Raw genomic sequence first — 25,530 nt, forward strand, 5'->3', positions numbered from 1 at the left:
TTGCGGAAAGCGCAAACGTGGCGTCGCAACTTCGCGGAATCGCGTAGCGACTTGTGCTCCACATCACTTTTACTCTCAGGTCACTGTTAGTTCACAGAGGCAGGAGAACAGATGTCCACGACTTCGATCCCGGGCGTCGAGCTGGTGTGGAAGCCAGGTCGGACCGACCTCGAACGTAGCCGCATCCTGGCATTTGCTCGCCATGTCGGCTGCGACGACCTGCCCGCGTTGCGGACGTGGGCACACGAACACCCCGACTTGTTCTGGGCAAGCGTCGCGTCTTGGCTACAGCTCGAGTGGCAACGCACACCGACGGCGGTCTTCGACCAATTCGACACCCCGCATGAGACCAAGTGGTTCGTCGGCGGAGCACTCAATATCGCCGACAACGCCGTAGACCGATGGATCCGCGCAGGTCGCGGTGACGACGTCGCTCTCCTCTGGGAACTTGACGACGAGAGTCAGGGCAGTTGGACGTTCTCCGAATTGTCGGCCGAGGTCGACCGGGTCGGCCATGGACTACTGGCCGCAGGGATTGGTTTCGGCGACCGGGTGGGCATTCAGCTGCCAATGGTCCGGGAAGCGGTGGTGGCCCAGCTCGCCTGCGCGAAGATCGGTGCGGTCTCGATTCCCGTTTTCTCCGGTTTCGGCGCCGCCGCCGTCGTTGACCGCCTCAAGATAGGTGGAGCGAAGGCGCATATCGTCGCCAACGGGTTTCACCGCCGGGGCAAGGAGGTGCGTGTCGGCCGCGACCTTGCCGATTCACTGGCTGAGGTCGACACCTTGACCGCAACAGTCGTGGTGCCCCTGATTTGTGAGAACGATAGGCCAGCGCTGCCCAACGAGATCTCGTGGGACGGGCTCGGACGGTCGGCAGTGGGCGTCGCGCTGACGCCGGCCGAATGTCCCACCGATCATGCCCTTTTCATCGCGTTCACCTCCGGCACGACCGGTGCACCGAAGGGAATTGTGCTCGGACACGCGGGTTTCGCAGTGAAGGCAGGCAGCGACGCCGCGTTCAGCTTCGATGTCGGGCCGGGCGACGTCGCGACGTGGATCACCGACCCGGGTTGGATCATGAGTCCCATTGTCGTGCTTGGCGGTCTCATCGCGGGCAGCTCAGTTGCGCTCTACGCGGGTACACCTGACTGGCCGCATGCCGACCGAATCTGGTCCATGGTGCGCTCGTTGGGCGTCACCATGATGGGTATCTCGCCGACGCTGGTCCGCAGCTTGATGGGTGTCGACAACGGGCTCATCGACGTCGGTGGACTACGGGTACTCGCCTCCAGCGGTGAGGCCTGGACACCCGATGCCTACGAATGGCTGCACGTGCAGGCTGGGCGCCGCCAGATCCCGATCATCAACTACAGCGGTGGTACCGAGGTCTCGGGAGCCATCCTGTCCAATACCACAGCCGAGCCGATCCACCCCTGTGGCTTCGCCGCCCCGCTGCCGGGCATGGGCGCCGACATCGTCGACGCAGACGGGCGGGGCATCGATCGCGGCATCGGTGAACTCGCGCTGCGCCGTCCGTCTCCCGGTATGCCACTGACGATCTGGGGGAGCCATGAGCGCTACTTTCGAACGTATTGGGATCGCTGGCCTGGCGTGTGGCACCACGGGGACTGGGTCGAGGTGGATGAGTGCGGCATCTGGTTCATCCGTGGACGTAGTGACGACACCCTCAAGATCGCAGGCAAGCGACTGGGTCCCGCCGAGGTGGAGTCGATCGTCAACGCCAACTCCCGAGTCATCGAATCGGCGGCAGTCGGCGTTGCCGACGACATCAAAGGCGAGGCATTGGTGGTGTTCGCCCGGGTGGCAGAGGGGCTGACCAGCGGCGGCGACGAACTCGTCGCAGAGGAACTCCGGCGGCAAATCTCCGAAGACATCGGCCGACAGCTCGGTAAACCGTTGACACCCCGAAGCGTTCATCTGGTGCATGTGCTACCGAAGACGCGCAGCGGCAAGATCTTGCGGCGAATGATCAAGGCGGTGTACGCCGGCGACAACTCCGGCGACACATCGTCTCTGGATGACCCGGCTGCGCTGGACGCGATCAGAGTGCTGCAATGAGTCGGCGACCACACGCTGCCGTGATCGGCGTTGCCGAACTCCCGCCGCAGCGCACAACCGAGGGTGTCACCACGCTCGAGATGATCGCGCGGGCGTGCCGACTGGCAGTCGCCGACAGCGGATTGACCCGATCAGCCATCGACGGCTTGATGTGCGGGCCGCAGGTGGGTGAGACGCCCCAGCACGTCCCCGCCACCGTGGCCGAATATCTCGGCCTGGAGCCACAATTCGCCGATATCGTTGACCTCGGTGGTGCGACCGGCGCCGGGATGCTGTGGCGGGCTGCAGCGGCGATCAACGCCGGAATGTGCACGACCGTCCTGTGCGTCCTGGGCAACTCCCGCGACCCCCGAAACGTCCCGCGTTCGGCCAACCGCAATCCCATTCGGGAATTCGACGTCCCCTACGGTGCCAGCGGAGCCAATCAGGCCTACGCGATGATCGCGCAGCAGCATATGGCTGAATTCGGCACCACCGAAGAACAGTTGGCCCACGTGGCGGTCAAGGAACGGGCCAACGCGCAACTGAATCCGGATGCGGTGTTCTACGGCAAGCCGATCACGGTGGCCGACGTGCTCGCCTCACCGATGGTGATGTCGCCACTGCATCTGTACGACGTCGTGATGCCCTGCGGCGGCGGGGCCGCGTTCGTGGTGACGGCTGCCGATCGGGCACAGTCGAGCCCGCACCCGCCGGTCTACCTCCTCGGCGCGGGTGAGAAGGTCACCCACCGTGCACTGAGCCAGGCTCCCCGTCTGACGACATCGCCCATCGCGCCTGCCGTCGAGCACGCCTATCGCGCCGCCGGTGTCGGCCCGCGCGACCTCGACCTGATGTCGATCTACGACTGCTACTCAATCGTTGTCGCGATCACGGCGGAGGACGCCGGAATCTGCGCCAAAGGCGAAGGAGGTCAATGGGTTGCCGAGCACGACTTCTCTGCGACCAGTTCGCTGCCGGTGAACACCCATGGGGGTCAGCTGGCCTGTGGCCAGGCCGATCTCGCAGGCGGAATGAGCCATATCACCGAGGCTGTACGACAACTGCGCCACGACGCGGGTCCACGCCAAGTCGACGACGTCGAGATCGCATTGGTGACCGGCAACGGCGCGACGATGAGCGAGGAAGTCGCTCTCATCCTGGGAGGAGCAGGCACATGACCACTACCGCCGCGACCAGTCCGACGATCAGCAAGCCTGGGCCAGTCACCACCGCGCTCACTGAACACTACTGGCAGTGCGCATCACGAGGTCAGTTGCTCATCCAGCGCTGCACCCTCTGCGGTCTCTGCCAGCATTACCCGGCTGCGCTCTGCCGGAAGTGTTGGTCGGAGGATCTCTCCTGGGTGCGAGCCCGGGGCACCGGCACGGTGTGGACGTTCACCGTTGTCGGTATGCCGGGACACCCGGCATGGGGTGACGAGACGCCCTACGTGCTCGCGCTTGTCGAACTCGACGAGGGCCCGCGACTGATGACCAACGTCGTCGACTGTCCCAGCGATGCAGTTCATGTCGGCCAACGGGTACAGCTCGTCACCACTGTGCGTGACAGCCAACCGCCGTTGCAGTTCGCACCCGTCGTCCCTCAAGAGATCGGAGAATCATGACCACGGCCATGGCAACGGCGCCTGCCCCCGCAACCAACGAGCGGCGGGCACGGCTGGGTAGCTTCATCGGCACCACCATCGAGTGGTACGACTTCTACCTCTACGGAACGGCAGCGGCCCTCGTCTTTCCCAAGTTGTTCTTTCCCTCCTACTCACCGCTAACGGGCACGCTGCTGGCGCTGCTCACCTACTCCGCCGGATTCATTGCCCGCCCACTGGGTGGAATCGTCATGGGACACTTCGGTGATCGAATCGGCCGGAAGGCGATGCTGGTCACCTCACTGATGGTCATGGGTGTCGCGACGACGCTGATCGGCGTACTGCCGACGTTCGAGAGTATCGGCGTCTGGGCACCGATCCTGCTGCTCGCAATGCGCATCGTGCAGGGCTTCGGGGTGGGCGGCGAATGGGGCGGTGCGGTGCTCGTCGCGGTCGAACACGCACCGCCGACCCGGCGAGGGCTCGCGGGTGCCTGGCCGCAAGCGGGCGTCCCGGCCGGACTGTTACTTGCCAACGGTGTCTTCATGACCCTGACCATGACCCTCTCGGATGCGGCGTTCATGGCCTGGGGTTGGCGCGTGGGTTTCCTCGGCTCGGCAGCGCTCATCGCCGTCGGACTAGTCATCCGTCTCAAGATGGAGGAGACGCCGGACTTCCGAAAGGCGAAGGAAGACGGCCAAATCGCCAAATACCCGATCCTCGAAGTCTTTCGCACCCAGTGGCGCCAGGTTCTCCTGGCGATTGGGATCAAGATGTCGCAGAACGCGATCTTCTACGTCATCACCGTCTTCGCCTTGACCTACATCACCACCGTGCTCCATCTTCCCCGCTCGACTGCTCTTATCGGCGTGCTCGTCGCATCGGCCGTCAGCCTCTTCACCCTGCTGTTCGCAGGCCATCTGTCCGACTTGTACGGACGGCGCAGGGTCTACCTGATCGGCGCGGTGCTGTCCGGAGCGTTCGCCTTCCCGTTCTTCCTGCTGATGGACACCAAGAGTTCACTGTTGATCTGGGGATCGATCGTCATCAGCCTGATCTTCCACGACCTGATGTACGGCCCGCAGGCGGCTTTCATGTCCGAACTATTCGAGCCTGAACTGCGGTACACCGGTGCCTCAGTCGGCTATCAGACGGCGTCACTCCTGGCCGGCGGTCTCTCACCGGTGCTCGCAGTCCTACTGCTCGGTCTCGCCGACAATCGGCCCTGGCCCATTGCGTTATACATGGTGGGCCTCAGCCTGATCACCGTGCTGGCGACCGTGTTCTCACCCGAGACCCACCGGGGCAATCGATGCGCGGGCGCCCTCGGTTCGGCCGATCTGCACGAGGAGAACCCGGCCACTCAGACAAATGCCAAGGCGACCACCAGCGCCGTGGCCTGAGGTGAACCCGTGAAGTTATCCCCGAGAGGCCGTCAGCTGGCGCTTGTGGCGCTCGTTCAGGTACTCGGGCTGAGTGTCTGGTTCTCAGCCACCGCGGCGGTGCCGAGCCTCCGGATCGAGTGGAACCTAACTTCTGCCTCGGCCACCTGGCTGACGGCGTCGGTGCAAATCGGGTTCGTCGTCGGGGCGCTGGCTTCCACGGCGCTCAATCTCGCTGACCGCATCAGACCGCAATCCGTCATGGCGGCAAGCGCTTTGGGTGCCGGTGGATGCACCATCGTGCTGGCGTTGTTCGCCGGCGGACTCAGTACCGCCATACCGCTGCGGTTCGCGACCGGCGTGTTCCTCGCCGGGATCTATCCAATCGGGATGAAGCTCACCGCGTCGTGGTCGAGCCCGGCGCAACGCGGCCGTGCATTCGGCGTGCTGCTGGGAGCGCTGACGCTCGGCTCGGCACTGCCGCACCTGATTGGAGGACTCGGGCCGTTGTCGTGGCGAGCCATCATGGCAGCGGCCGCTGGCTTGAGCGTGATCGCCGCCATCATCTCCCTGAGCGCGATAGTGCCCGGCCCGAACCTCGACACGAGACCAGTCAAACCAAACGCCCGTTACGCCCTTGCCATGTTCACCCAGCGTGGTCCAAGGCTGGCCAACCTGGGGTATTTCGGTCACATGTGGGAACTGTATGCCCTGTGGACCTGGTTGGCCGTCTTCGTCATAGCTGGCCGAGAGGACCGCGGCGACGAGTTGGGTTGGGCAACCGGCATCGTCACGTTCTTGGCGATAGGTGTGGCCGGGGTGTTCGGCTGTTTGGTCGGCGGCTGGGCGTCGGACAGATTCGGTCGACCACCGGCAGCTGTTGTTGCATTGGTCATCAGCGGCATCTGCTGCCTGCTTTCGCCTCTGTTCTTCGCCGTTTCCACCCCAATCCTCGTTGCCTTCCTGCTCGTCTGGGGCGCATCGGTCATCGCCGACTCCGGAGTGTTCTCCACCTCTCTCAGCGAGACCGTCGACCCCCGTTACGTCGGGACCGCGTTGACCGTACAGACCGCCATCGGGTTCACGCTGACCGTCCTGACCATCCAGTTCGTTCCGATTTTCGCGAATGTCGTTGGATGGCAATACGCCTTCCTCTTGCTCGCGCCTGGCCCCATCGCCGGTGCACTCGCGATGAACGCATTGCGCCGTAACAACCCCCAACAGAAGGAGAATGACTATGACGAGTTCGACATATGCCGCCCCTCAGGTCGGCCAGACGGCGGAGTTGTCCCGCACCGTCGGTGACAACGATATCGCGTTGTTCACCGACATCAGCGGTGACCGCAATCCGCTGCACTACGACGAGGCTGCCGCGAAGGCGTCGCGCTTCGGCGAGATTGTGGTCCAAGGCGGCATTACCAGTGCCATCTTGAACGCCGTCGTCGCCGAGGAGCTGCCGGGGCCGGGAACGGTGTTCCTCAGTGTGAGTTGGGATTTCAAGGCTCCAGTGCGGCCGGGTGACACAATAACGGGTCGTGTTGAGGTTACCGAGGCGCGTGCGGACAAGCCGATCACCAAGCTGAAGACAACGGTGACCCGCGGCGACGGCACCGTAGTACTCGACGGCACCGCGGTCTGCTACACGATGGATATGTCAACGAGGGGTGCATGATGTTGGATGACTCTGCGGCGGTGCTCGTTGCCGCAGCGCGCACGCCAGTGGGCAAGTTCGGTGGCGCGCTGTCGCACCTGAGTGGCGTTGAACTCGGTGCGCGAGCGGTAGAAGCTGCGCTGAGGACGTTCGACGGCGAACTCCTGCCCGACCACACGTTTCTTGGCAACGTCGTGCAGGCCGGCAATGGCCAGAACCCCGCTCGCTCCGCTGCGATCCGCGGGGGTGTGCCGGCAACAGTGCCCGGCACCACGATCAACGACGTCTGCTTGGGCTCCATGAGTGCAGTCGGACTGGGTGCCACCCTGATTCGGGTGGGCGAGATGACCACGGCGCTGGTCGGTGGCTTCGAGTCGATGAGCCGCGCTCCGCATGCGCTGGACGTGCGGTCCGGAGTAAAGGTGGGCTCGACAGAGATGCGGGACCTGCTGGTGACTGACGGGCTGTGGTGCGCTGTCAGCGACAGCGGCATGGGTGAGCTGTCTGAGGAGGCCAACTCTGCCCTGGGAATCGGGCGCGGCGACCAGGACGCCTTCGCTGCCGACAGTCACCGACGTGCGGGCGCCGCGACCGCATGCGGTCGATTCAAGTCCGAGATCACCGCACTGACCGATGTTCTCGAGTCCGACGAGGGAATCCGGCCTGACACAGACGAGCAGAAGCTCGCACGGCTTCGGCCCGCGTTCGCTGCCGGTGGCACCATCACGGCGGGCAACTCCTCACAGATGTCTGACGCAGGTGCGGCGGGAATCATGACCAGTAGCGGAAACGCCCGGTCGTTGGGGATCGCCCCCATCGTCGAGATCGCTGATCGCGCGGTAGTGTCCGGACCGGATGCGACGTTGCACCTCAAGCCCGCGATGGCCGCCCGTGCCTTGCTGGATCGTAACGGGCTCGGCATCAAGGATATCGGCCTCTGGGAGATCAACGAGGCTTTCGCCGGCGTCGTCGTCGCCTCAGCGAGAGAACTTGACGTCGACACCAGTATCGTCAACGTCAACGGCGGCGCAGTTGCCCTCGGCCATCCGCTCGGAGCATCCGGCTTCCGGCTTGTCATGACACTCGCGTTCGAAATGCGTGAACGCTCAGTCGAATACGGCGTCGCCGCGATATGCGGCGGCGGCGGTCAGGGGCAGGCGATGCTACTGCGGTTGCCCTCCTGAGCCGGGCTTCTCACGACCAATGCACACAAAGGAATTCGATAATGAGCCAATTTCCCGGACTGGCACACGTGGCGGTGACCGTGTCAGACCTTGAGGTGAGCACCCGTTGGTACAGTGCCCTGTTCGACTCAGGCCCCGTGCTCGACGAGGACGAGGAGTCAGGAGCCTTTCACCACACTGTCTTCGCCCTCGACAACGGCATGCTGTTCGGCCTGCACAAGCACACCGGTGTGGGTCCGACCCAGACATTCCGTGCCGAACAACCAGGTCTGGATCACATCGCCTTCGCCTGTCGGCAGGCCGACCTGGTCACCTGGGAGAAGCGGCTGGACGGATTGGGCATCGCGCACGGTGGGATCAAGCATGCTCACTATGGCTCAGGCATCTCCTTCCGCGATCCCGACGGCATTGCGTTGGAGTTCTTCGCAGCGCCCGACTAGCCACACCGAACGCTGACGGGAGGAGGCCGCATACAAAGGCGGGGTTCTCGGCGTTTCACGGACGCGAGTCGACGCCGACTCGACTAGCTGTCGACACCGATCGGCGCGGCCGTCGCGATTTCCGATATGGCACTGCGCAACGCGGAGGCGGTGTTCTCGATCAGCTCCTCTGCGCGCGCCGGTGAGATGATGCCGTCGACGTAACCGAGGTTCAACGACAGCTCGTCGCGTCCCACGGTGGCGTACAGCATGAGGTAGCCGCTGATGGACATCCCGGAGACGACGTGAACGCCTGACAGCGACCAGTCGCCCAGGCGCGCGGGAAAATCGCTGGTGTCCACCACGCTGGTGCACAGGTTGCCGGGACCGTGGCTGTCCAACCCGGCGACGATCCGGTCGGTGTGCTTGGGCGTGGCAGCCGCCATCACGCCAAGCAGCGGAAGGTTGGCCAGATGGTGGCGTGCGTCGATCGCATTTCGCAGCCGGTCGTCGAACGGTGCGGCGATCTGCCACAGTGACCGTCCCGGTGTGCACTCAACTGGCAGCGCCACCATGGCCTGGTAGCTGCCAGTCGCATCGGGGTCGGGCAATTTCGTCAGATGGGCTCGGAACGGCACCGAAACGCTGACCGCGAAACCTGCCGAGGGGGCGTCGGTGTCGACCGCCGCCGCGATCGCGAGCGCCGTCGCGATCGCGGCCTCGGGCAGGATGCGCCGAGTGCGGCACCCGTTGAGAAGGGCCGTGAACTCATCGCCGCTGATGACGCGATTCGCCAACCGGGTGCACCGCTCGCGCGGCGGCACGGATGTCTCGGCGGGCAGTCGTTCCATCGAGACGCCGTCGCTCCCGGCGATGGCATCGGCAGCCATCCGGCCCAGAGCCCGGCACTTTCCGCGAAGCCCCCGAAACTGGTTGGGCATGAGGTCTTCTGGGCCGACAGGTGCGGGGATCTCGGGTCGCCAGCCGCCGGGCTCGCCGTCGGTGGCGAGCTCGAGCACCTGACGGCACAGCGCCACGATGGCAATCCCGTCGGCCAGCGCGTATGTCGACGTGAGGATCAGATCGTGCACATCGGGCTCGACGGTTATCAACGTGGCCCGCAGCAATGGGCCGTCTGCATCGAGTGGCTCGCGCAGCTCGTGGTCGATCTCCGTGCGCCACGATCCCTCGCCGACGAGGCGCAGCGGAACCGCACGCGGCGGCCCCGGGACGAACGAGAGACCGCCCTTGCCATGGCGAACCGCCACCCGCAGCAGCGGGTGGCGGCGCACCAGCGCGTCCAGAGCGGCGCGTACCTCGGAGGGGTCGAGGCGACCCTCGATACGGACCCTGGCACCGATGTTCAGCGGCGATACTCGGTCGGCCGTCCAGTGCCAGCGCTCCAGCGCCGACAACGGGCGCGGAAGGCCCGCACCGGGACCGCCGTCGCCGAATCCGGGCCACGTCATCGGTTTCGACATGAAGTCGAGCACCCTGCTGTCAGGCGCATGCCGGATGATTCGGCTGCGGGTGGTGACCGTCGCGCGGTTGCTGCTCTGCTCGATGCGCCCCAGCGACAGCGAACCGTCGACGAGATCCGTCGTCCGGGGGAGCCGGCGCCGTTCGTAAGCCTGCAGAGCCGACCGGGGATCGCGGTAGCCGGCCAGCGCGTGCCCGAGCACCACCGCGTCCTCGATCGCCGAGTTGGCCCCTTGCCCGAGGCTCGGCAGCATCGGATGCGCGGCGTCACCGAGCAGCGTCACACGGCGGGTTCCCCACCGGCTCAGGGGTGGGCGATCCAGGGCGGGCACCGCAAGGATGGCGGACTCGTCTGTGCGGGCGATGATCTCGTTGACGTCCGGGCACCAGTCGGCGAAGCGCTGCTGCAGGTCATCCTTGCCATGCGGCCAGTTCGCCGCGAGCTCGGGCTCGGCCGGCATGGTGGCCCACCAGTAGATCGAGTCGTTCCCGCAGTCGTGCAGGCCGAACCGAGAACCGCGTCCCCAGTAGTGGATCGATTCGCCCTCGCGTAGAGAGGCCGGCATGAAGGGTGCGAGTGACAGCCAGCAGACAAACCCGCCGGGACGCGGTGCGGCGGCGCCGTGCAATTGCGTGCGGATCACCGAGTTGATGCCGTCGGCACCCACCAGAACATCGGCCTCCAGCGCGCGACCGTCGGCCAGGTGCAGTACGACGGCGTCGTCGGTCTCGGTGAAACGCACAGCCTCGGCGCCGGCCTCGACACGCAGTCCGCTGCCCGCGGCCCGCAGGAGGATGTCGTGAAGATCCTTGCGCGCCAACACCACCGATGGTGCGCCTAGCGCATCGTCGATCGGGGTCAGGTCGAGCCGCCGCAATAGCTTCCCCTTGGTGTCTCGGAAGCTGAACGTCGTGACCTGCCCGCCTGCCCGCAGCATCTCATCGTCGAGCCCGAGGTTCAGAGTGCGTAGCGCGTGCATCGCGTTGCTCTGCACTGCCAACCCGAACCCAGCAGCCCGCAGGTGGGGGGAGCGTTCGCACAACGTCACGTCGAAGCCGGCCTGCCGTAGAGCCACCGCAGCGGTCAGCCCGCCGATGCCTGCGCCGACCACGATCGCCGAACGGTTGCCCGCCGCGTTACTCAATTCGTCACTCCGAGGTAGTTCGACTGCCGCTCCACGTGATCGGCGAGGTGAGCTGCCAGCACTGCCGCATGCGGCTCGGTGACCATGGTGAGGTGATCACCGGGCACGTCGATGACGTCGAGGTGGCCACCGACGAGGGTGTCCCAGCCGTAGGTGGGCTCGGCATAGCGGGATCCACCCACGTCATGGGCGGATCGCAGTACCTCGGGCAGCGGTTCGCAGGCCCGCAGCAGTGTCACGTCCAACGCGGTCGGCGTGGGTCGGTAGGTCGCCCCCGCCCGCCAGGCTGCGCGGAAGACATCGAGCAGCCGCCGAACCAGTTCCCGGGATCCTGTGCGCGGTAGTACACCGTGATCGGCGGCACGGGAGATGATGACATCGAGCGCGTCGTCGTCGGACTCGAGGTCGTCTGGGAGCGGGTCGACCGGGGTGTCGGCGCCGAGCGTGCCCCACAGCAGCTCCCACAGGAAATAGGAGTACAGCTTGGACGCAGGAAGTTCGGCTGACGCCTCCGGTCGCATGGTGATGGTGTCCAGCAACACCAGCGAGCCCTTCTCGGTGCCGGCTTCCTCCAGCTGGCGTGCCATCTCGAAGGCGATGAGACCGCCCAGCGACCAGCCCGCGAGGTGGTATGGGCCCTCGGGCTGGATGCGCCGGATCGCCTCGAGATAGTCGTGGGCCATCTGTGGAATCGATTCGCTGGCGGTGGTGCCCACCTCGATGCCCGATGCCTGCAGGGCGTAGAGAGGCTGATCGTCAGGAAGTGAGCGCCCGAGTTCGTTGTAGCACAGCACATTTCCGCCGATGGGGTGTACCAGGAACAGTGGCGGACGGTCTCCGGTCGGCTTGACGGGAACCACGGGGTCGAAGGCCGAGACGCGGCGGTGCGCCACCCGTTGTGCCAGGTCCGCCACAGTCGATCCGGCGCCGAACGTCGACATCGGGATGCTGATTCCGTACCGCTGCTCGATTCCGACGACCAACCGAATGGCTGAGAGCGAATCTCCGCCGAGCGCGAAGAAGTCGTCGAGCACGCCGACATCGCCGACGCCGAGCGCGTCGGCCATCAGTGCGGCGATCACGGTTTCGTGTTCGTCGCGTGGTGCGACGTGATCGACCTGTCGCGTCGCCATCGCCATCGCGGAGAGCGCATGATCGTCGCGCTTACCACTCGGCGTGTGTGGCATCGCGTCGAGCCACTCGAACCGGGCGGGAATCAGGTAGCCGGGTAGGACGTCGCAGATCGCGGTGCTGATCGCGGTCGCAACGCCGTCGTCTGGGCGGCCCACCAGATATGCGATGAGTTGGGTTCCAGCGCTCGATCCGTCGCTGCCGGAGCGGGCGACGACAGCGACGTCGGTGACACCGCTGTGCGCAGCCGCCGCGTGGCCCACTGCCAGCTCGGCCTCCATCGGTTCGACGCGATGTCCACGCACCTTGATCTGGCTGCCGAGCCGTCCGTCGATGACCAGGGCTCCGTCGGGCAGGCGACGTCCGATGTCGCCGGTGCGGTACATCCTGGCCCCGTGGAGCGCCGGAACTGGCTGGAACGCCTCGGTGGCGAGTTCGGGGCTGCCCAAGTAACCGTCGGCCAGGGCAGCGCCAGCGACCCAGATCTCGCCGGGGACTCCGTCGGGGACGGGGCGGCCCTCGGGGTCGAGAACCACGACCGCGACATTGTCGATGGGTACGCCGATCGGTGGCAGCGCGGGGAACAGAGCCGCGTCTCCCGTCATGGTGTGGCGCGTGACAACGTGAGTCTCGGTGGGGCCGTACTGGTTCTCGACAATGAGGCCGTCTCGATCGGATCCGCCGATGCCGGCGCAGAGCGCCCGGATCTCGTCGGTGATCCGCAGTTGTTCCCCGGAGGAGACGATGATCCGCAACCCGGCGGGCACCGCTGCGCGCGCCGCGGCGATCTCGGCGAGCGACTGCAGCGCCACGTAGGGCAGGAAAACCCGTTCGGTCCGGGTGCCATCGAGGGTGCGCAGCAGTGTCGGAAGGTCGTGCCGGTCGTCCTCCGACAACAGGATCAACCGACCGCCGCCACACAGCGTCGAGTAGATCTCCTGGAATGAGACGTCGAACGACAACGGGGCGAACTGCAACGTCGACGGCGCCCCCTCGGAGTCCCTGCTGCGCCCGCTGCTGGCGGACAGTTGCCAGGTGATCAGGTTCACCAGCGCGCGGTGCGGCATCACCACGCCCTTGGGCACGCCGGTCGACCCGGAGGTGAACAGCACGTAGGCGGGTCGCTCCGGTGCCACGGCCGGCAGCGTCGCGGGATGTGCACGGCCGGTGGCGAGGAACGCTTTGATGTCATCGTCGGCGATGACGGTGACGCGCCCGGCCTGAGCGAGCATGGCAGCCCGCCGCGCGGCCGGATAGGCCGGATCGACCGGCACGCAGGCGGCTCCGGCGCGTGCGATACCGAGGACGGCGGCGATCTGTTCCGGACCGCGGGCCGCGGTCAATGCCACCAGGTCGCCCGGGCGGGTGCCGTGTTCGACCAACCCGGCGGCGACGGCCGCCGACATCTCGGCAAGTTCAGCGTAAGTCACGGTGCGAGTGCCGAACTCGAGCGCGATGGTCTGAGGGTGGCGATTTACACGGTCGAGGAAGAGGTCGACGACGGTGCCGGTGGCACTGCGAGCGACGGTGCCGGCGACCGCGTCGCCTACCGCAGGTGCGAGCCGCGTGAAATCGATCGGTGCGGCGGGATCGGCGGCGCAGATGCTCGCCAGCGTGGCCAGATAGGTGGCGCCGATGAGGTCGAGTTGCTCGCCCGTGTACATCGCCGGATCACCGTCGAGCTGCAGCGTCATCGTTCCGTCGCGGGGGTCCCGGAACACCGTGACCAACAGTGCGAAGTTGGTGTCCTCGTGGGCTTCGACGTTGACCAATTCGATGTCCAGTGACTGCACCAGCGCACCGGCCTGGTGGTAGTTGACGTAGTTGAATGCCACGTCGATGGCCAGGTCTGCATCGCGCTGGATATCGGCCAGCGGGTACGCGGTGTGGGCGGCGCTCTCCCGTTCCTGCTCGAAGACGGCCTGGACGACCGCGCGCGACGTCGCGGCGGCTGTGTCGACGCGCACCGGTACGGCGTTGAGGAACAGGCCTGCGGTCAGTTCGGCGTTGGTGAGCTGGGGACGCGCGTGCGTCACAACACCGCAGGTGACATCGGACTGTCCCGCGAACAGGCCGACGACGAGCAGGTTGGCAGCGAGGTACACGGCCTTGACCGGTACGTGCTCAGCGCCCGAGTATCGGACGGCGTCGGCGGCCAGCGGCGCTGGGATGACCGTGGCGCGCCGCATCCGGGAGTCGGATTCGCCCACACCGCGGGGGATGTGATGGACCATGCCGGGAATGCGGGTCGGCGTGGCATCGGCGAGCAGGTCCAACCAGTAGGTGCGGTCGTGTTCATTCTCCAGCGAGAGGCGTTCCGCACGAACGTATTCGGCAAAGGATGGCAGTTCCGTGCCGATCGCGGCAGCGACCCCCTCGTCGCCCAGACCGTAGAACTCGTTTAGCAGTTCGGCCAGCAGGGTGGAGACGCTCCAGCCGTCGAGGATCGCGTGGTGGAACGAGAACACCACGTCGATGTGGTCGGGTAGCAGGAAGACACCAAAGTGGTGCAGTCCCGGCCGATCCAACCGGTACCCAAGGTGACGGCGCTGGTTGATGTGCGCGGTCACAATGGATTCCGAGTCGATCTGAGAGTCGTTGCGCAGATCGACGATATCGACATCCGGGGTGACGAGCGGGTGCACGAGCTGCAGCGGCTCGGTGAAGCCTGCGAGCTCGAATGACGTGCGCAGGGCAGGATGCCGCGCGACCAGCCTCTCCAGTGCCATCCGCCACGCCCGCTCGTCCCACGTCATGCGCAGGGAGTAGCGGAAGACGTCGTGATAGAGCGGCGAGTCCTCCGTCTCATGGCTGTGGAACAGCATGCCCAACTGAAGCCGAGTCAAGGGGTAGGCGTCGGTGACGTGACCCAGTCTGGGCCGATCGACTGACGAGACGAGTTCGAAGGGGCGGACCGGAGGTGTCGCCTCGGTGCCGTCGTCGCCGAGAACACTGACGTACTCGGACAGTTCGGCGATCGTCGGGTGGTTGGCGATATCGCGCGTATCCAGGGTCAGGCCACGGGTCTCGGCCAGCGCTCGGACCCGCAGGGTCAGGATCGAGTCGCCACCGAGGTCGTAGAAGTTGTCATGGATCGACACCGACGCGACGTCGAGCGCCTCCTGCCAGACCGCGACGAGGGTGGCCTGGACATCGGTGCGCGCCCCGGCATGTCGTGGCCCCGCTGCCGTCCTTCGGGTGGCCAGCAGTGCCAGTCGGTCCACCTTGCCGCTGGAGGTGACGGGAATGTGCTCGACTGCCAACAGCTGTGCGGGAAGCATGAAGTCCGGGATGCGCCCAGCCAGTTGCGTGCGCAGAGCCGTCGCGTCCAGGTCTGGTGAACCCACATAGAACGCCACCAGATGCGTGCCACGGCTGGGTGTCTCGTCGGCGATCACCACGGCATCGAGCACTCCGGGAAGGTCGATGAGGACGTTCTCGATCTCCCCGGGCTCGACGCGGTTGCCCCGAATCTTGACCTGACGGTCGATCCGGCCGAGGTACTCGAGCTGACCGTCAGCAAGCCGCCGCGCCAGGTCGCCGGTGCGGTACATCCGCTCACCGGCGTGAAATGGATCGGCGACGAACCGCTGTGCATCCAGGTCGGGCCGATTCAGATAGCCACGTGCCACACCCGCGCCGGCGATGCACAGTTCGCCCGCGATACCGACCGGCTGCGGTTGATCGGACCCACCGAGGACGTAGAGGCGTGTGTTGTCGATCGGCTGGCCGATGGGGACACGTCGCAGCGGCACGTCCTGCTCGCGCGGGCAGTCGAACGATGACACGTCCACGGTGGCCTCCGTGGGTCCGTACAGGTTGACGAGACGGGGTGCCGCCTCGCCGTACTGTGCGAACGCGCGGTTCCAGCGCAGCACCTGTTGTGGGCGCAGGGCTTCGCCGCTGCAGAAGGCGAGCCGAAGGCTGGCGGCTTGGTGGACGGCGTCGGGTGACGTCTCGAGGATCTCGAGGAAGGGGGTCAGCATCGATGGGACGAAGTGCAGCACCGTCACCTTGGCTGTCTCGATGGCGCGCAGGATCTCGCGCGGATCCTTCTCGCCGCCCGGTTCCAGGAGCGCCACGGCTGCACCCTGCATCGCCCACCAGAACAGCTCCCAGACCGACACGTCGAAGGAGATCGAGGTCTTCTGCAGGATGACATCGCCGGGTCCGATCGGATAGCGACGTTGCATCCAGTCCAGGCGGTTGATGACCGAATGATGCTCGACGGCCACCCCCTTGGGCTGGCCGGTGGAACCCGACGTGTAGATGACGTAGGCGAGGTCGTGGCCTGACGGTGCGGGCGCGTCGGACGGGGACTGGGTGGGGGTGGAGTCCGGGGTGATCACCGGGACACCCGCGAACTCCTGCGCGTCGCCGCGGTCGGTGAGGACGGCAGCCGCGCCGCTGTCGCTCAATACGAAACCGATCCGCTCGGCGGGATGCCGCGGGTCGATCGGCACGTACGCAGCCCCGGCGTGAAGGGCGCCGAGTACGGAGACCAACAGCTCGGGGCCACGGTCGGCGATCACGCCGACGCGGTCTCCGGTGGTGATCCCGCGCTGGAGGAGTGTGGAGGCGAGTTCGGTTGTCCGTGTGGCGAGTTCGGCGTAGGTAAGGGTCGGTGCGGAATCGGCGCCGAGCACGGCGACGGCATCGGGCGTCGCGGCGGCCCGCGCCATGATCCGGCCGATGACGCTCGAGGTGTCGTCGTATGCCACCTCGGTGCTCCGGTCGCGGTCGATGAGCAGATCGTGCTCCTGGGCCGACAGCATCGACAGCGTCCTGGGATCGGTGTCGAGCGCGTCGAGACCGGCGTAGAGCAGCGCCTTGAGCTGGCGCTCCACCGATTCGATCGGATAGCCCTCGTCGAAGACATCGGTGGCGTAGTCGAAGATCAGCTCCATCGGGCCGTCCGTGTCGAGTTCGTGGATGTGCACCGCAAGGGTGAGCACATCGGACCCCTGAGGCAGGCCCTCGACGCTTTCCACGATGTCGGACAGCCTCCTGGTCTCGGGCAGCCGGAGGTAGTTGACCGTGACGTCGAACAGCGGTCCCGACGTGTGGCCGTCGCGGCGCAGCTCACTCATGAGGTCGCCGAGGGCAAAGCGCTGCCGGGCCTTGGTGTTCTTGACGCGGCGTTGGACGTCAGCGACCACATCAGCGAGGCCGGACTGCGATCGGAGGTCGATGCGCAGGGGCAGGGTGTTCGCGAAATGTCCTCCCACAGTGCCCATCTCCGCGGGGGTGTTCCGGTTGTTCAGCGGAATGCCGACGGTGATGTCGTCACTGCGCAGCACATGACTCAGGTAGGTGCCGACCATGGTGCACAGGTAGGGGAAGAAGGGCAGGCCCAGAGCGCGCACGCGGTTGGCGAATTCCCGCGGCAGCTGGCAGACGTACCGATTGACGGGCGCGAGTTCCACGCCCGGCCGTTCGAACACGGCAGCCGCGGCATCGCGGGCCTGGTCCACCAGAAAGTCCCGGTCATCGATCCACTGCTGCGATTCCCGGTAAGCGTGGGCGCCGTCCACGGCGTCGCGGAACGATGTCTTGGGGAGGGGTGCCGGTTGGCCGGTGGCCTTGATGCTGGCGTAGTCGGCGAGGATGAAGGCGGCGAGGGTGTACATCCCGGTCGCGTCGCTCGCGACGTGATGGGAGCGAAGCAGTACCGAGTACGCGCTTGCGCTTTCGCGCAGGACGATGAGCTGTAGCGGAACCTGGCCGTCACGCAGGTCGATGGGAGTGTTCATCTCGGCTTGGATCACGGCTTGCGCCGCGGCGGCCGGATCGGCGTGCATTGACAGGTCACGTTGGTCGATCGGCGGCATCTGCCGCGCCCACTCCTGGTACGGCACACCGTCCTCGACACCGAATCGGACGCGCATCGCGTCGTGGCGCTCCCAAGCGCGTTCGTAGCACCCGATGAGCGCCTCGATGTCGATGTCACCCACGATTCGGGTCTGCAGGCCAGACACGTAGCAGGCCACGCCGGGGAAGAGCTCCGTGATCATCCAGAGGTCGCGTTGGTAGGCGCTCAGCGCCCGACGTCCCAGGGACTCGTCGCGAGTGGGGTCGATGTTCACGATGTGCGTTTTGCTCCTTGGATCCGATCCTGGATGGCATGGCTCGGATCGATCGCGAGCAGAGGCCGCTCGCAGCTTAGGGTGCCCTCACCTAAAATTGTGGGCTACCTCTTTGACTTCCTCTTTGGCTACCGGGCCAGCTGCTAACGTCGGTGCGATGGCACTTGTGTCCGCGTTCGACGACGACGCGCTGGGTGAATTGGATGCCGTCGGGGTGGTCGACGCGATCAAGTCGGGGGCGATCTCTCGCGCCGAGGCGGTCGAGGCGGCGATCGCGCGGACCCAGAAGGTCAACCCGCAGCTCAATGGTCTGGCGTACGAGGCCTTTGACAGGGCCCGCGCGCGAGCCGCGGCACAGCACTCCTACGGTGGCTTCTTCGACGGCGTACCGACGTTCGTCAAGGACAACGTCCAGGCCGCGGGTATGCCGATGATGGAGGGTACCGACGCGTGGGCACCGCGGCCCGCGGCGACCGACGGCGAGTTCGTGCGTGCCTATCTGGGCACCGGACTGACTCCGCTTGGTAAGACGCAGCTGTCGGAGTTCGGTTTCAGCGCATCAGCCGAGCATCCCCGCCTCGGCGCCGTTCGCAACCCGTGGGACACCGAGCGCACCGCCGGGGCGTCATCCTCGGGGTCGGGGGCGTTCGTGGCATCCGGAGTAGTGCCCATCGCGCACGCCAACGACGGCGGCGGGTCCATCCGGATCCCGGCGTCGTGTAACGGTCTGGTGGGACTCAAACCGTCGCGCGGACGGCTGCCGCTGGACAAGGACATGCGCCAGATGCCGATCCGGATCGTCGCCAACGGCGTGGTCACCCGGTCCGTGCGCGATACCGCCGCGTTCTACCGCGAGATCGAGAAGACTTGGCGCAACCCCAGGCTCGCGCCGATTGGTGACATCACCGGGCCGGGCCGCTCGCGTCTGCGGGTCGGTGTCTTCACCAAATCGGTGATCCGGGAGGCCAGCCCGGAGGTACGCGAGCGCACGCTGCAGGCAGCGGCGCTTCTTGAACAGATGGGCCATCGCGTCGAGTGCCTCGACCGGCCTCCGGTGCCCGCCTCGTTCATCGATGACTTCCTGCTCTACTGGGCGCTGCTGTCATTCGCGCTAGTGCGCGGCGGCAAGCAGCGATTCGGCCCCTCGTTCGACCGCAGCAAGCTGGACAACCTCACGCTGGGCCTGGAGCGGCATGCGGGCCGCAACCTGCACCGGCTGCCCGTGGCGATCACTCGCCTGGCGTCGCTGCGACGGCGCATGCTCAAGGATGTCTCGGCCTACGACGTGCTTCTCACACCGACGCTCGCCGAGGAGCCGCCGAAAGTCGGACATCTGGACCCGACGGCCGACTACGACCAGATCATCTCGCGACTGGTGGACTGGGTGGCGTTCACGCCACTGCAGAACGTCACGGGCGATCCCGCCATCTCACTTCCGCTGGCAGTCTCGGAGAACGGCCTGCCGATCGGCGTGATGCTCAGCGCGCGCCTCGGTCAGGACGCCACGTTGTTGGAGCTGGCATTCGAACTCGAGGCCGCCAACGCGTTCCGTCGACCGCCGTTGGTCGCGCTCTAGTCGAACGGGGGTACGCGGGTTGTGGCTGCACATCCCGCGTCGTAATCGGTTGGTTCATCGAGGAAGTCGATCGTGATCTGCTGTGCGCACGTCGAGGTGCTCAGCACGTCGTGTCCTGAACCAGCGATGCGGACGACGTGCCCGTTCGGTAGACCCTCGGCGGCCACATCGGCCTGACTGGGTGGCGTGACGGCGTCCAGCGTGCCGGCCAGCAAGAGCGCGGGGACCTCGCTGCGCACCGGTGCGTGCACGGCCTTGTCGGCGGCACCGACGTTCCACACGCCGCACTCGTCGACGATCCGCGGTGCCTGCGGCGCCAGCGACAACACCTCGGTGGGCAGCAGTGGAAGCGCTCGCTGGGCCGCGGCGAGAATCCGCGGCGTATCGGTGAACGCCACACTCTCGCGGCAGAACACGCCATAGGTCAGGCCGTAGCCGACGATGTTCGGAGGACCGATCGCTGCCGCCAACAGACCCGCCGCCGGGGCGGGATCGCCAGTGGCGATGGCGTGAATTGCCTTGGGCAGGGCTGGGATGAGACGGGTGTTCAGCGTCGAGGAGACCACCAGGTTGGCCAGTGTGTAGCCGTCGATGACCACCCGCCGTTGAGACGCTCCGGCGGTGCCGGGCACGTCGACGACGACAGGTTCCCTGGCCAGCCGGTTCACGGTGGCCGTGAACTCATCGGCCAGACCGGGGTAGGCGCGTGCACACGCGGGTTGCGCCTCACACGCGTCGAACAGTGCCGCCTGTCCCTCCGCCGCGCTGGGCCAGAACCGCTCGATCAGATTCGTCTGGGGTGGCGCCAGGGAGTCCACGACGATGCTGCGGATGCCCTCGGGGTGATCGCGCAGCAGTTGCAGTGCGAGATCACTGCCATAGGACACGCCATAGACGTTCCACTCCTCGATTCCCAGCGCGGTGCGGAGATCGGCGATGTCCGCGGCGTTCTCGGTGGTGTCGAATGACGCCAGGTCGATGCCCTCGCCGGTCAGCCGGTCACGGCATGCCCGCACCGCGGCCAGGTCCTTCTCGGCCGTACTCGGCGCCTGGATTGACATTCCCAGCGCGCTGTCGACGAAGCCGTCGATCTCGGGGCAGGTGAGGACTGGCTGTGAGTGCAGTGTGCCGCGCTGGTCAACGACGATGAGGTCGCGGTCCCGATTGAGGCCTGTCGCGACCAAGCCGTTGCCAAGCGGTAGGCCAGGACCACCCGGTCCGCCGGTGAGGTAGACCAGCGGGTCGGGCCGCGGATCGGCCGACTGGGCCTTGGCGCGGGCGACTGCGATCTTGATGGTGCGACCGTCGGGCCGGTTGCGGTTCTCCGGAACCACCAGGAAGCCGCAGGAGAACTCCGGACCGAGATCGGCCGCCGGGACGCCGGCCATATTGGGGTTCGGGCACGGGGCGGACTCGAAGGTCGCCCCCGATGGCGCGGGTGCGGACTCGGGCGCGGAAGCGGGCTGTTGGGCACAGCCGCCGATCAGCAGAGCGGGCAGCAGGGTGAGGGCCGCGAGTGTGGCGCCGGATCTTTGCACCAGGAAGACAATAGCCGTGATTCGTTGCATCCGTTGCCACTTCGTGTGGTGTGCTGATGCGCTGGTCGGGCCGCTGACGCAATGGCCGCAGGGGCGATCCTCGGGGCGGTGAGGCGTGTTCGAGACTGAGTTCGCAACGAGATCCGTAGCCGCTGTGACACAGCGGCGTAACGGCGCCGTCGGCGAGTTAACCTGCGTGACACCGGTAGTCGCCACCGAGGAAACAGGATGGCCGCAGTCTTCTCCGTGTGGAGACCCCTGCGCCCACAACCGTTCGATCACCGGCGATCGCCACCGCAACCTCGGGCAACACGCTGACGTGTCTGATCCGGTTTGCGCTGGCGAACATCCGCCGACGCCCCGAGCGGTTTGTGCTGTCCGTCGTCGGTATCGCACTGGCCATCGCCTGTGTGACGATCGTCCGTACCATCTCGGCGAGTTTCGCGATCACCGGCGCTGACGCCGTGACCGACGTTCTCGGCGACGCCCAACTGTGGGTTGTTCCCGCCGAGGGTGTGTACTACGACTCGGCTGCCCAGGCATTGGTCGCCGGCGGTGCCGCACCAACGTTCACGGCACCGCCTGGCTGGACCGCCACCTGGACGCCATCCGGTGTCACGCACATCGGTGGTGAGACGGTTTCGCTCCGCGGCAGCGACGAGATCCCGAGCAACCAAGTCACATTGGGATCGCAACTGGCCGAGCGCCTCGGCAGGGGCCCAAGCGATCAGATCGTCCTGGCAGGTGACACCCTGACGGTCGCGGTCGCCCCAGGTGGGGGACAGAGCGCGTACGTCTCGACCGCCCGCGCGCAGGCCGTCGTCGGCGATCACGCGTGGTGGACGGTGCACGCTCCCAAGGGCCAGGAGAAGCGGCGCGACCTCGCGCAGGTGTTCGGCGCCGCGGTCGACCTGCCGTCCACCGCCGACCCGGCGGTGACACCCGATCCGCATGGCGCCGGGCTGATCTATGACACCGTCGGCGGCTCGGGTCCACTGAGCTTCGAGCAGATGTACTCTGCACTGTTCTCGGGAAAGGTCACCAGCTCCACATTGGGCCTGATCTCGACGATTGGCCTGATCCTCGGCTTCGTCATCGCCCTGTCGTCGTTCCTCGCCGCCGTCGCCGAACGCAAGCGCGAGTTCGGCATCATGTCGAGCATCGGTCTGGCCGACGAGGTGCTGTACTTCTTCCTCGTCGAGTCGGCGATCGTGTTCATCGTTGCGTACGTCGTCGGGGTCGCCGGTGCGGGAGCCGCTGTCGCCCTGGTCATTCCGGATATCGCGACACCCATCGCCTGGGCCCAGGCAGCGGCGATGGTCGCGGCGTTCCTGCCCGCAATGGCCATTGTCGGCGCGCTGGTGCCCGTGCACCGGCTGTTGCAACAGCGGCCCGTTGACCTGTTGGGGGATAGATGACCGGGGCGAGGGGAAACATGCTGAGCAGGGGACTGGCCTATGGCTGGCTGTCGGCTCGCCGACGGCTCGGTGAGATGATCCTGCCCGCGATCACCACGGCGACCGGAGCGTTCCTTGTCGTCATCGTGTTCGGGATGGCTGACGGCATCCGTGCGCAGTCGGCATCGCTCGGCCATGCAGATCAGATCGCGAGTGCGGTGGTCCTGATCGCGGTGACCGTTCTGCTGGTGGGCGTGGTCGAGGTGGCCGTGGCCACCACGCGCACCGTCGCGCACCGGACCCGTGAGCTTGGAGTGCTGGGGGCCAACGGTATTCCGCGAGGACCCGTCGTGGCGGCGCTTCTGGTCGAGCCCGCGATCGCCGCGGTGCTCGGTGCGGTCGGGGGAGCGGCAGTCGCCGTCATCGCCGCGTTCACTCTCAACGCGATGGGCCTGGTTCCCACCGGTGTCGCGGTCGGCGGGCTACTGCTCGGCGTCGTGATCTCCGTCGTCGTCAGCATTCTGGCCGCACTGGCCACCAGCATCGTGCCCACATGGAACGCAGCGTCGCGGCCACCGATCCGCTCACTCTCATCTGGAGGCTGAATGACCATCATCGACGCGAGCGTGGCCGAGGCCGCATCGTCCACGACGACGGCACCCGTCATCGAGATCTCCGACGTGTGGAAGTTGCACAAGTTCGGCGATGAGGTGGTCAAGGCGTTGGTGGCCGCCGAACTACAGGTCGTGCCCGGCGAGTTCGTCTGCCTGATGGGTCCCAGCGGCAGCGGGAAGTCGACGCTGCTGAACATCATCGGTGGCCTCGATCGTCCCACCAAGGGGATCGTGAAGGTGGCAGGCAGGGACACCGCGCAGCTCACCGAGAGCCAGTTCGCGGCGCTCCGCCACGACACCATCGGGTTCATCTTCCAGAGCTACAACCTGATCCCCTTCCTCTCCGCCGTCGAGAACGTCGAGCTTCCGTTGATGTTCGAGCCCTATGACCGCAAGGCACTGCGCAAGCGCGCCACCGAATTACTCGAACTCGTCGGACTCGGCCACCGGGTGAACCATCAGCCCACCAAGATGTCCGGCGGTGAGCAGCAGCGCACCGCCATCGCGCGGTCCCTCATCAGCAACCCCACCCTGGTGCTTGCCGATGAGCCGACCGCGAACCTGGATCACCGCACGGGGGAGACGGTGGTGCGGATGCTGCGCGACCTGTGCCTGACGCTCGGCGTCACGGTCGTGGCCAGCACTCATGACGCAGGAGTGGCCGACGAAGCGAGCCGTGTCGTCCGGATGAAAGACGGACAAATCGTCAACTGATCCGCGTGAATCCGATTGGGAGAGAACTCATGACACAAGAACTCGAAGCAGCCCCACCATCCGACCGCGACAAGCTCATGACCACCGAGCTGGTCCCCGAACAGATTCTGCCGAAGGTGATGAGCACGTTCGGTCTCACTGCGGCATATGTGTTCATCATCTGCTGGGTCACCGGATCGTCGATCATGGCAGCGGGTGGCTGGACGGCCATCCCGATGTGGGTGCTCGGCATCCTCACCTTCCTCATCCCCGCTGGCATGGCCGTGGTGGAACTCGGCAATCTCTGGCCCGGCCAAGGTGGTGTGTACATCTGGGCCACCAGAACGATGGGCGAAACCTGGGGATTCATCGGCGGTTACCTGTCATGGGTGCCGGTGATCCTGAACGCCGCGTCCTCACCCGCGGTCGTCCTGCAGTTCCTTCTGCTGGCATTCCACACCGAACTGGGCTTGACGACCAGCATCATCCTGCAGCTGGTGATCCTGTGGACGGTCATCGGGCTGGCGCTGGCGAAGCTCGCCGCCAATCAGAGGATCATGAACGTCGTCTTCGTCGTGTACTGCATCCTGACGCTGACGATCTTCATCTGCGGTCTCCTGTTCGCCGTCGAGAACGGTTCCGCCACCCCGTTCAGCTGGCATGAGGCGACGATCCCCAACTTCGCCGTCGCGGGGTTCCTGTACGGCACAGTGCTGCTGTATCTGCTCGGTGTCGAGACGCCGTACAACATGGGAGCGGAGTTCCTGTCGGTGCGCCGCAGCGGTCCGAGGATGATCCTGTGGGGCTCGATTGCACTGGTTGCCATCTACCTGATGACGACGCTGGGCACGATCATGGTCCTGCCGAGCGACGAAATCGACCCGGTGACTGGTGTTATCGCCAACCTCGGGGTGTCGGGCTTTCCCGGTTTGATGGAGATCGGCGCGGTCGTGCTGGCCGGCATCATCATCGTGGCACTCATGACCTACCAGGTGGCCTACTCGCGCCTGATCTTCGTCTCGGGCCTCGAGCGACACCTGCCGCGCATATTCACCCACCTCAACCCCCGCACCCGCAACCCGGTGTCCGCCATCCTGATTCAGGGCGTCATCTCATCGCTGATCCTGGTCGGCTTGTACTCGCAGAGCAGCATGGCCAACGTGACCATCTATCTGCAGGGCGGCCTGAGCACGGTGTGGCTGCTGTCGGGCTTCTTCTTCCTCATCCCGGTGATCGTCGCGCGCAAGAAGTACGCCGATCGCTATGCCACGGAGACGTTCTGGCGCATTCCCGGCGGCATGGTCGGCGTGTGGATCACGGTCATCGTTGGCACGCTGGGCACGATCGGCGGCGTCTACTACTCGTTCGTGACGCCGTGGATTGACGTGCCCGCCGCCACCTGGATGACATGGGTGGGCGGCATCAGCCTGGGCATGTTCGCCCTGGGACTGATCGTGTTCGTGTTCGGCAGGCGTTCGGCGCACAAGGTAAGTCAGGAGGACGCGCTGGCACATCTGGCGGTCTTCGATCTGACTAAGGACGCGAAGTCCGACACGGAAGCGGTGTAACAG

The 25,530-nt window shown here is 66.0% G+C and carries 16 protein-coding genes; 13 read left to right on the plus strand and 3 right to left on the minus strand.

Annotated elements, in window-relative coordinates:
- The first annotated feature begins 111 nt into the window (after window positions 1-111).
- The 8 genes from ABIA65_RS22845 to ABIA65_RS22880 are packed head-to-tail and all read left to right on the plus strand — an operon-like array spanning window position 112 to window position 8,321.
- Window positions 112-2,079 carry an AMP-binding protein gene (locus ABIA65_RS22845; RefSeq protein ID WP_354524986.1) on the plus strand — a complete coding sequence of 656 codons (1,968 nt, stop codon included), beginning with the start codon at window positions 112-114 and terminating at the stop codon, window positions 2,077-2,079.
- The gene (locus ABIA65_RS22850; RefSeq protein WP_354524987.1) at window positions 2,076-3,239 is read left to right on the plus strand and encodes a thiolase family protein; all 1,164 of its coding nucleotides are present in this window, start codon (window positions 2,076-2,078) and stop codon (window positions 3,237-3,239) included. The genes ABIA65_RS22845 and ABIA65_RS22850 overlap by 4 nt, the downstream gene beginning before the upstream one ends.
- The gene (locus ABIA65_RS22855) at window positions 3,236-3,685 is read left to right on the plus strand and encodes a Zn-ribbon domain-containing OB-fold protein (protein ID WP_354524988.1); all 450 of its coding nucleotides are present in this window, start codon (window positions 3,236-3,238) and stop codon (window positions 3,683-3,685) included. Before ABIA65_RS22850 ends, ABIA65_RS22855 begins: the two co-directional genes overlap by 4 nt.
- On the plus strand, window positions 3,682-5,067 hold the full coding sequence (locus tag ABIA65_RS22860) for an MFS transporter (RefSeq protein WP_354524989.1): 1,386 nt from the start codon (window positions 3,682-3,684) through the stop codon (window positions 5,065-5,067). Before ABIA65_RS22855 ends, ABIA65_RS22860 begins: the two co-directional genes overlap by 4 nt.
- 9 nt (window positions 5,068-5,076) lie before the next feature.
- Window positions 5,077-6,351: an MFS transporter gene (locus tag ABIA65_RS22865; protein WP_354524990.1), complete on the plus strand. Its 1,275-nt coding sequence runs from the start codon at window positions 5,077-5,079 to the stop codon at window positions 6,349-6,351.
- Entirely contained in the window at window positions 6,284-6,718 is a 435-nt protein-coding gene (locus ABIA65_RS22870) for a MaoC family dehydratase (protein WP_241399742.1), read from the plus strand. The genes ABIA65_RS22865 and ABIA65_RS22870 overlap by 68 nt, the downstream gene beginning before the upstream one ends.
- Window positions 6,715-7,881, plus strand: coding sequence for an acetyl-CoA C-acyltransferase (locus tag ABIA65_RS22875; protein ID WP_241399741.1), 1,167 nt, complete (start codon window positions 6,715-6,717; stop codon window positions 7,879-7,881). The genes ABIA65_RS22870 and ABIA65_RS22875 overlap by 4 nt, the downstream gene beginning before the upstream one ends.
- 41 nt (window positions 7,882-7,922) lie before the next feature.
- Complete coding sequence (locus tag ABIA65_RS22880; protein WP_354524991.1) at window positions 7,923-8,321, plus strand: VOC family protein; 399 nt, start codon at window positions 7,923-7,925, stop codon at window positions 8,319-8,321.
- An 83-nt stretch (window positions 8,322-8,404) separates the two neighbouring features.
- On the opposite strand, the gene ABIA65_RS22885 is transcribed toward ABIA65_RS22880, so the two are convergent.
- Together ABIA65_RS22885 and ABIA65_RS22890 are read right to left on the minus strand one after the other, a co-directional pair.
- Window positions 8,405-10,924, minus strand: coding sequence for an FAD-dependent monooxygenase (locus tag ABIA65_RS22885; protein ID WP_354524992.1), 2,520 nt, complete (start codon window positions 10,922-10,924; stop codon window positions 8,405-8,407).
- Window positions 10,921-18,141: a non-ribosomal peptide synthetase gene (locus ABIA65_RS22890; protein ID WP_354524993.1), complete on the minus strand. Its 7,221-nt coding sequence runs from the start codon at window positions 18,139-18,141 to the stop codon at window positions 10,921-10,923. The genes ABIA65_RS22885 and ABIA65_RS22890 overlap by 4 nt, the downstream gene beginning before the upstream one ends.
- A 157-nt stretch (window positions 18,142-18,298) precedes the next feature.
- On the opposite strand from ABIA65_RS22890, the gene ABIA65_RS22895 reads away from it, so the two are divergent.
- Window positions 18,299-19,717, plus strand: coding sequence for an amidase (locus tag ABIA65_RS22895; protein WP_354524994.1), 1,419 nt, complete (start codon window positions 18,299-18,301; stop codon window positions 19,715-19,717).
- On the opposite strand, the gene ABIA65_RS22900 is transcribed toward ABIA65_RS22895, so the two are convergent.
- The gene (locus ABIA65_RS22900) at window positions 19,714-21,255 is read right to left on the minus strand and encodes an alpha/beta fold hydrolase (RefSeq protein WP_354524995.1); all 1,542 of its coding nucleotides are present in this window, start codon (window positions 21,253-21,255) and stop codon (window positions 19,714-19,716) included. The genes ABIA65_RS22895 and ABIA65_RS22900 overlap by 4 nt on opposite strands.
- 248 nt (window positions 21,256-21,503) lie before the next feature.
- Here ABIA65_RS22900 and ABIA65_RS22905 point away from each other — a divergent pair, with 248 nt between their 5' ends.
- The 4 genes from ABIA65_RS22905 to ABIA65_RS22920 are packed head-to-tail and all read left to right on the plus strand — an operon-like array spanning window position 21,504 to window position 25,527.
- The gene (locus ABIA65_RS22905) at window positions 21,504-22,673 is read left to right on the plus strand and encodes an FtsX-like permease family protein (RefSeq protein WP_354524996.1); all 1,170 of its coding nucleotides are present in this window, start codon (window positions 21,504-21,506) and stop codon (window positions 22,671-22,673) included.
- Between the two features lie 17 nt (window positions 22,674-22,690).
- Entirely contained in the window at window positions 22,691-23,257 is a 567-nt protein-coding gene (locus ABIA65_RS22910) for an FtsX-like permease family protein (protein WP_241399734.1), read from the plus strand.
- Window positions 23,258-23,980: an ABC transporter ATP-binding protein gene (locus ABIA65_RS22915; RefSeq protein ID WP_354524997.1), complete on the plus strand. Its 723-nt coding sequence runs from the start codon at window positions 23,258-23,260 to the stop codon at window positions 23,978-23,980.
- A 29-nt stretch (window positions 23,981-24,009) separates the two neighbouring features.
- On the plus strand, window positions 24,010-25,527 hold the full coding sequence (locus ABIA65_RS22920; protein WP_354524998.1) for an APC family permease: 1,518 nt from the start codon (window positions 24,010-24,012) through the stop codon (window positions 25,525-25,527).
- Window positions 25,528-25,530 lie beyond the last annotated feature (3 nt).

This window comes from Mycolicibacterium sp. 624 (assembly GCF_040548615.1).
Lineage (GTDB): Bacteria > Actinomycetota > Actinomycetes > Mycobacteriales > Mycobacteriaceae > Mycobacterium.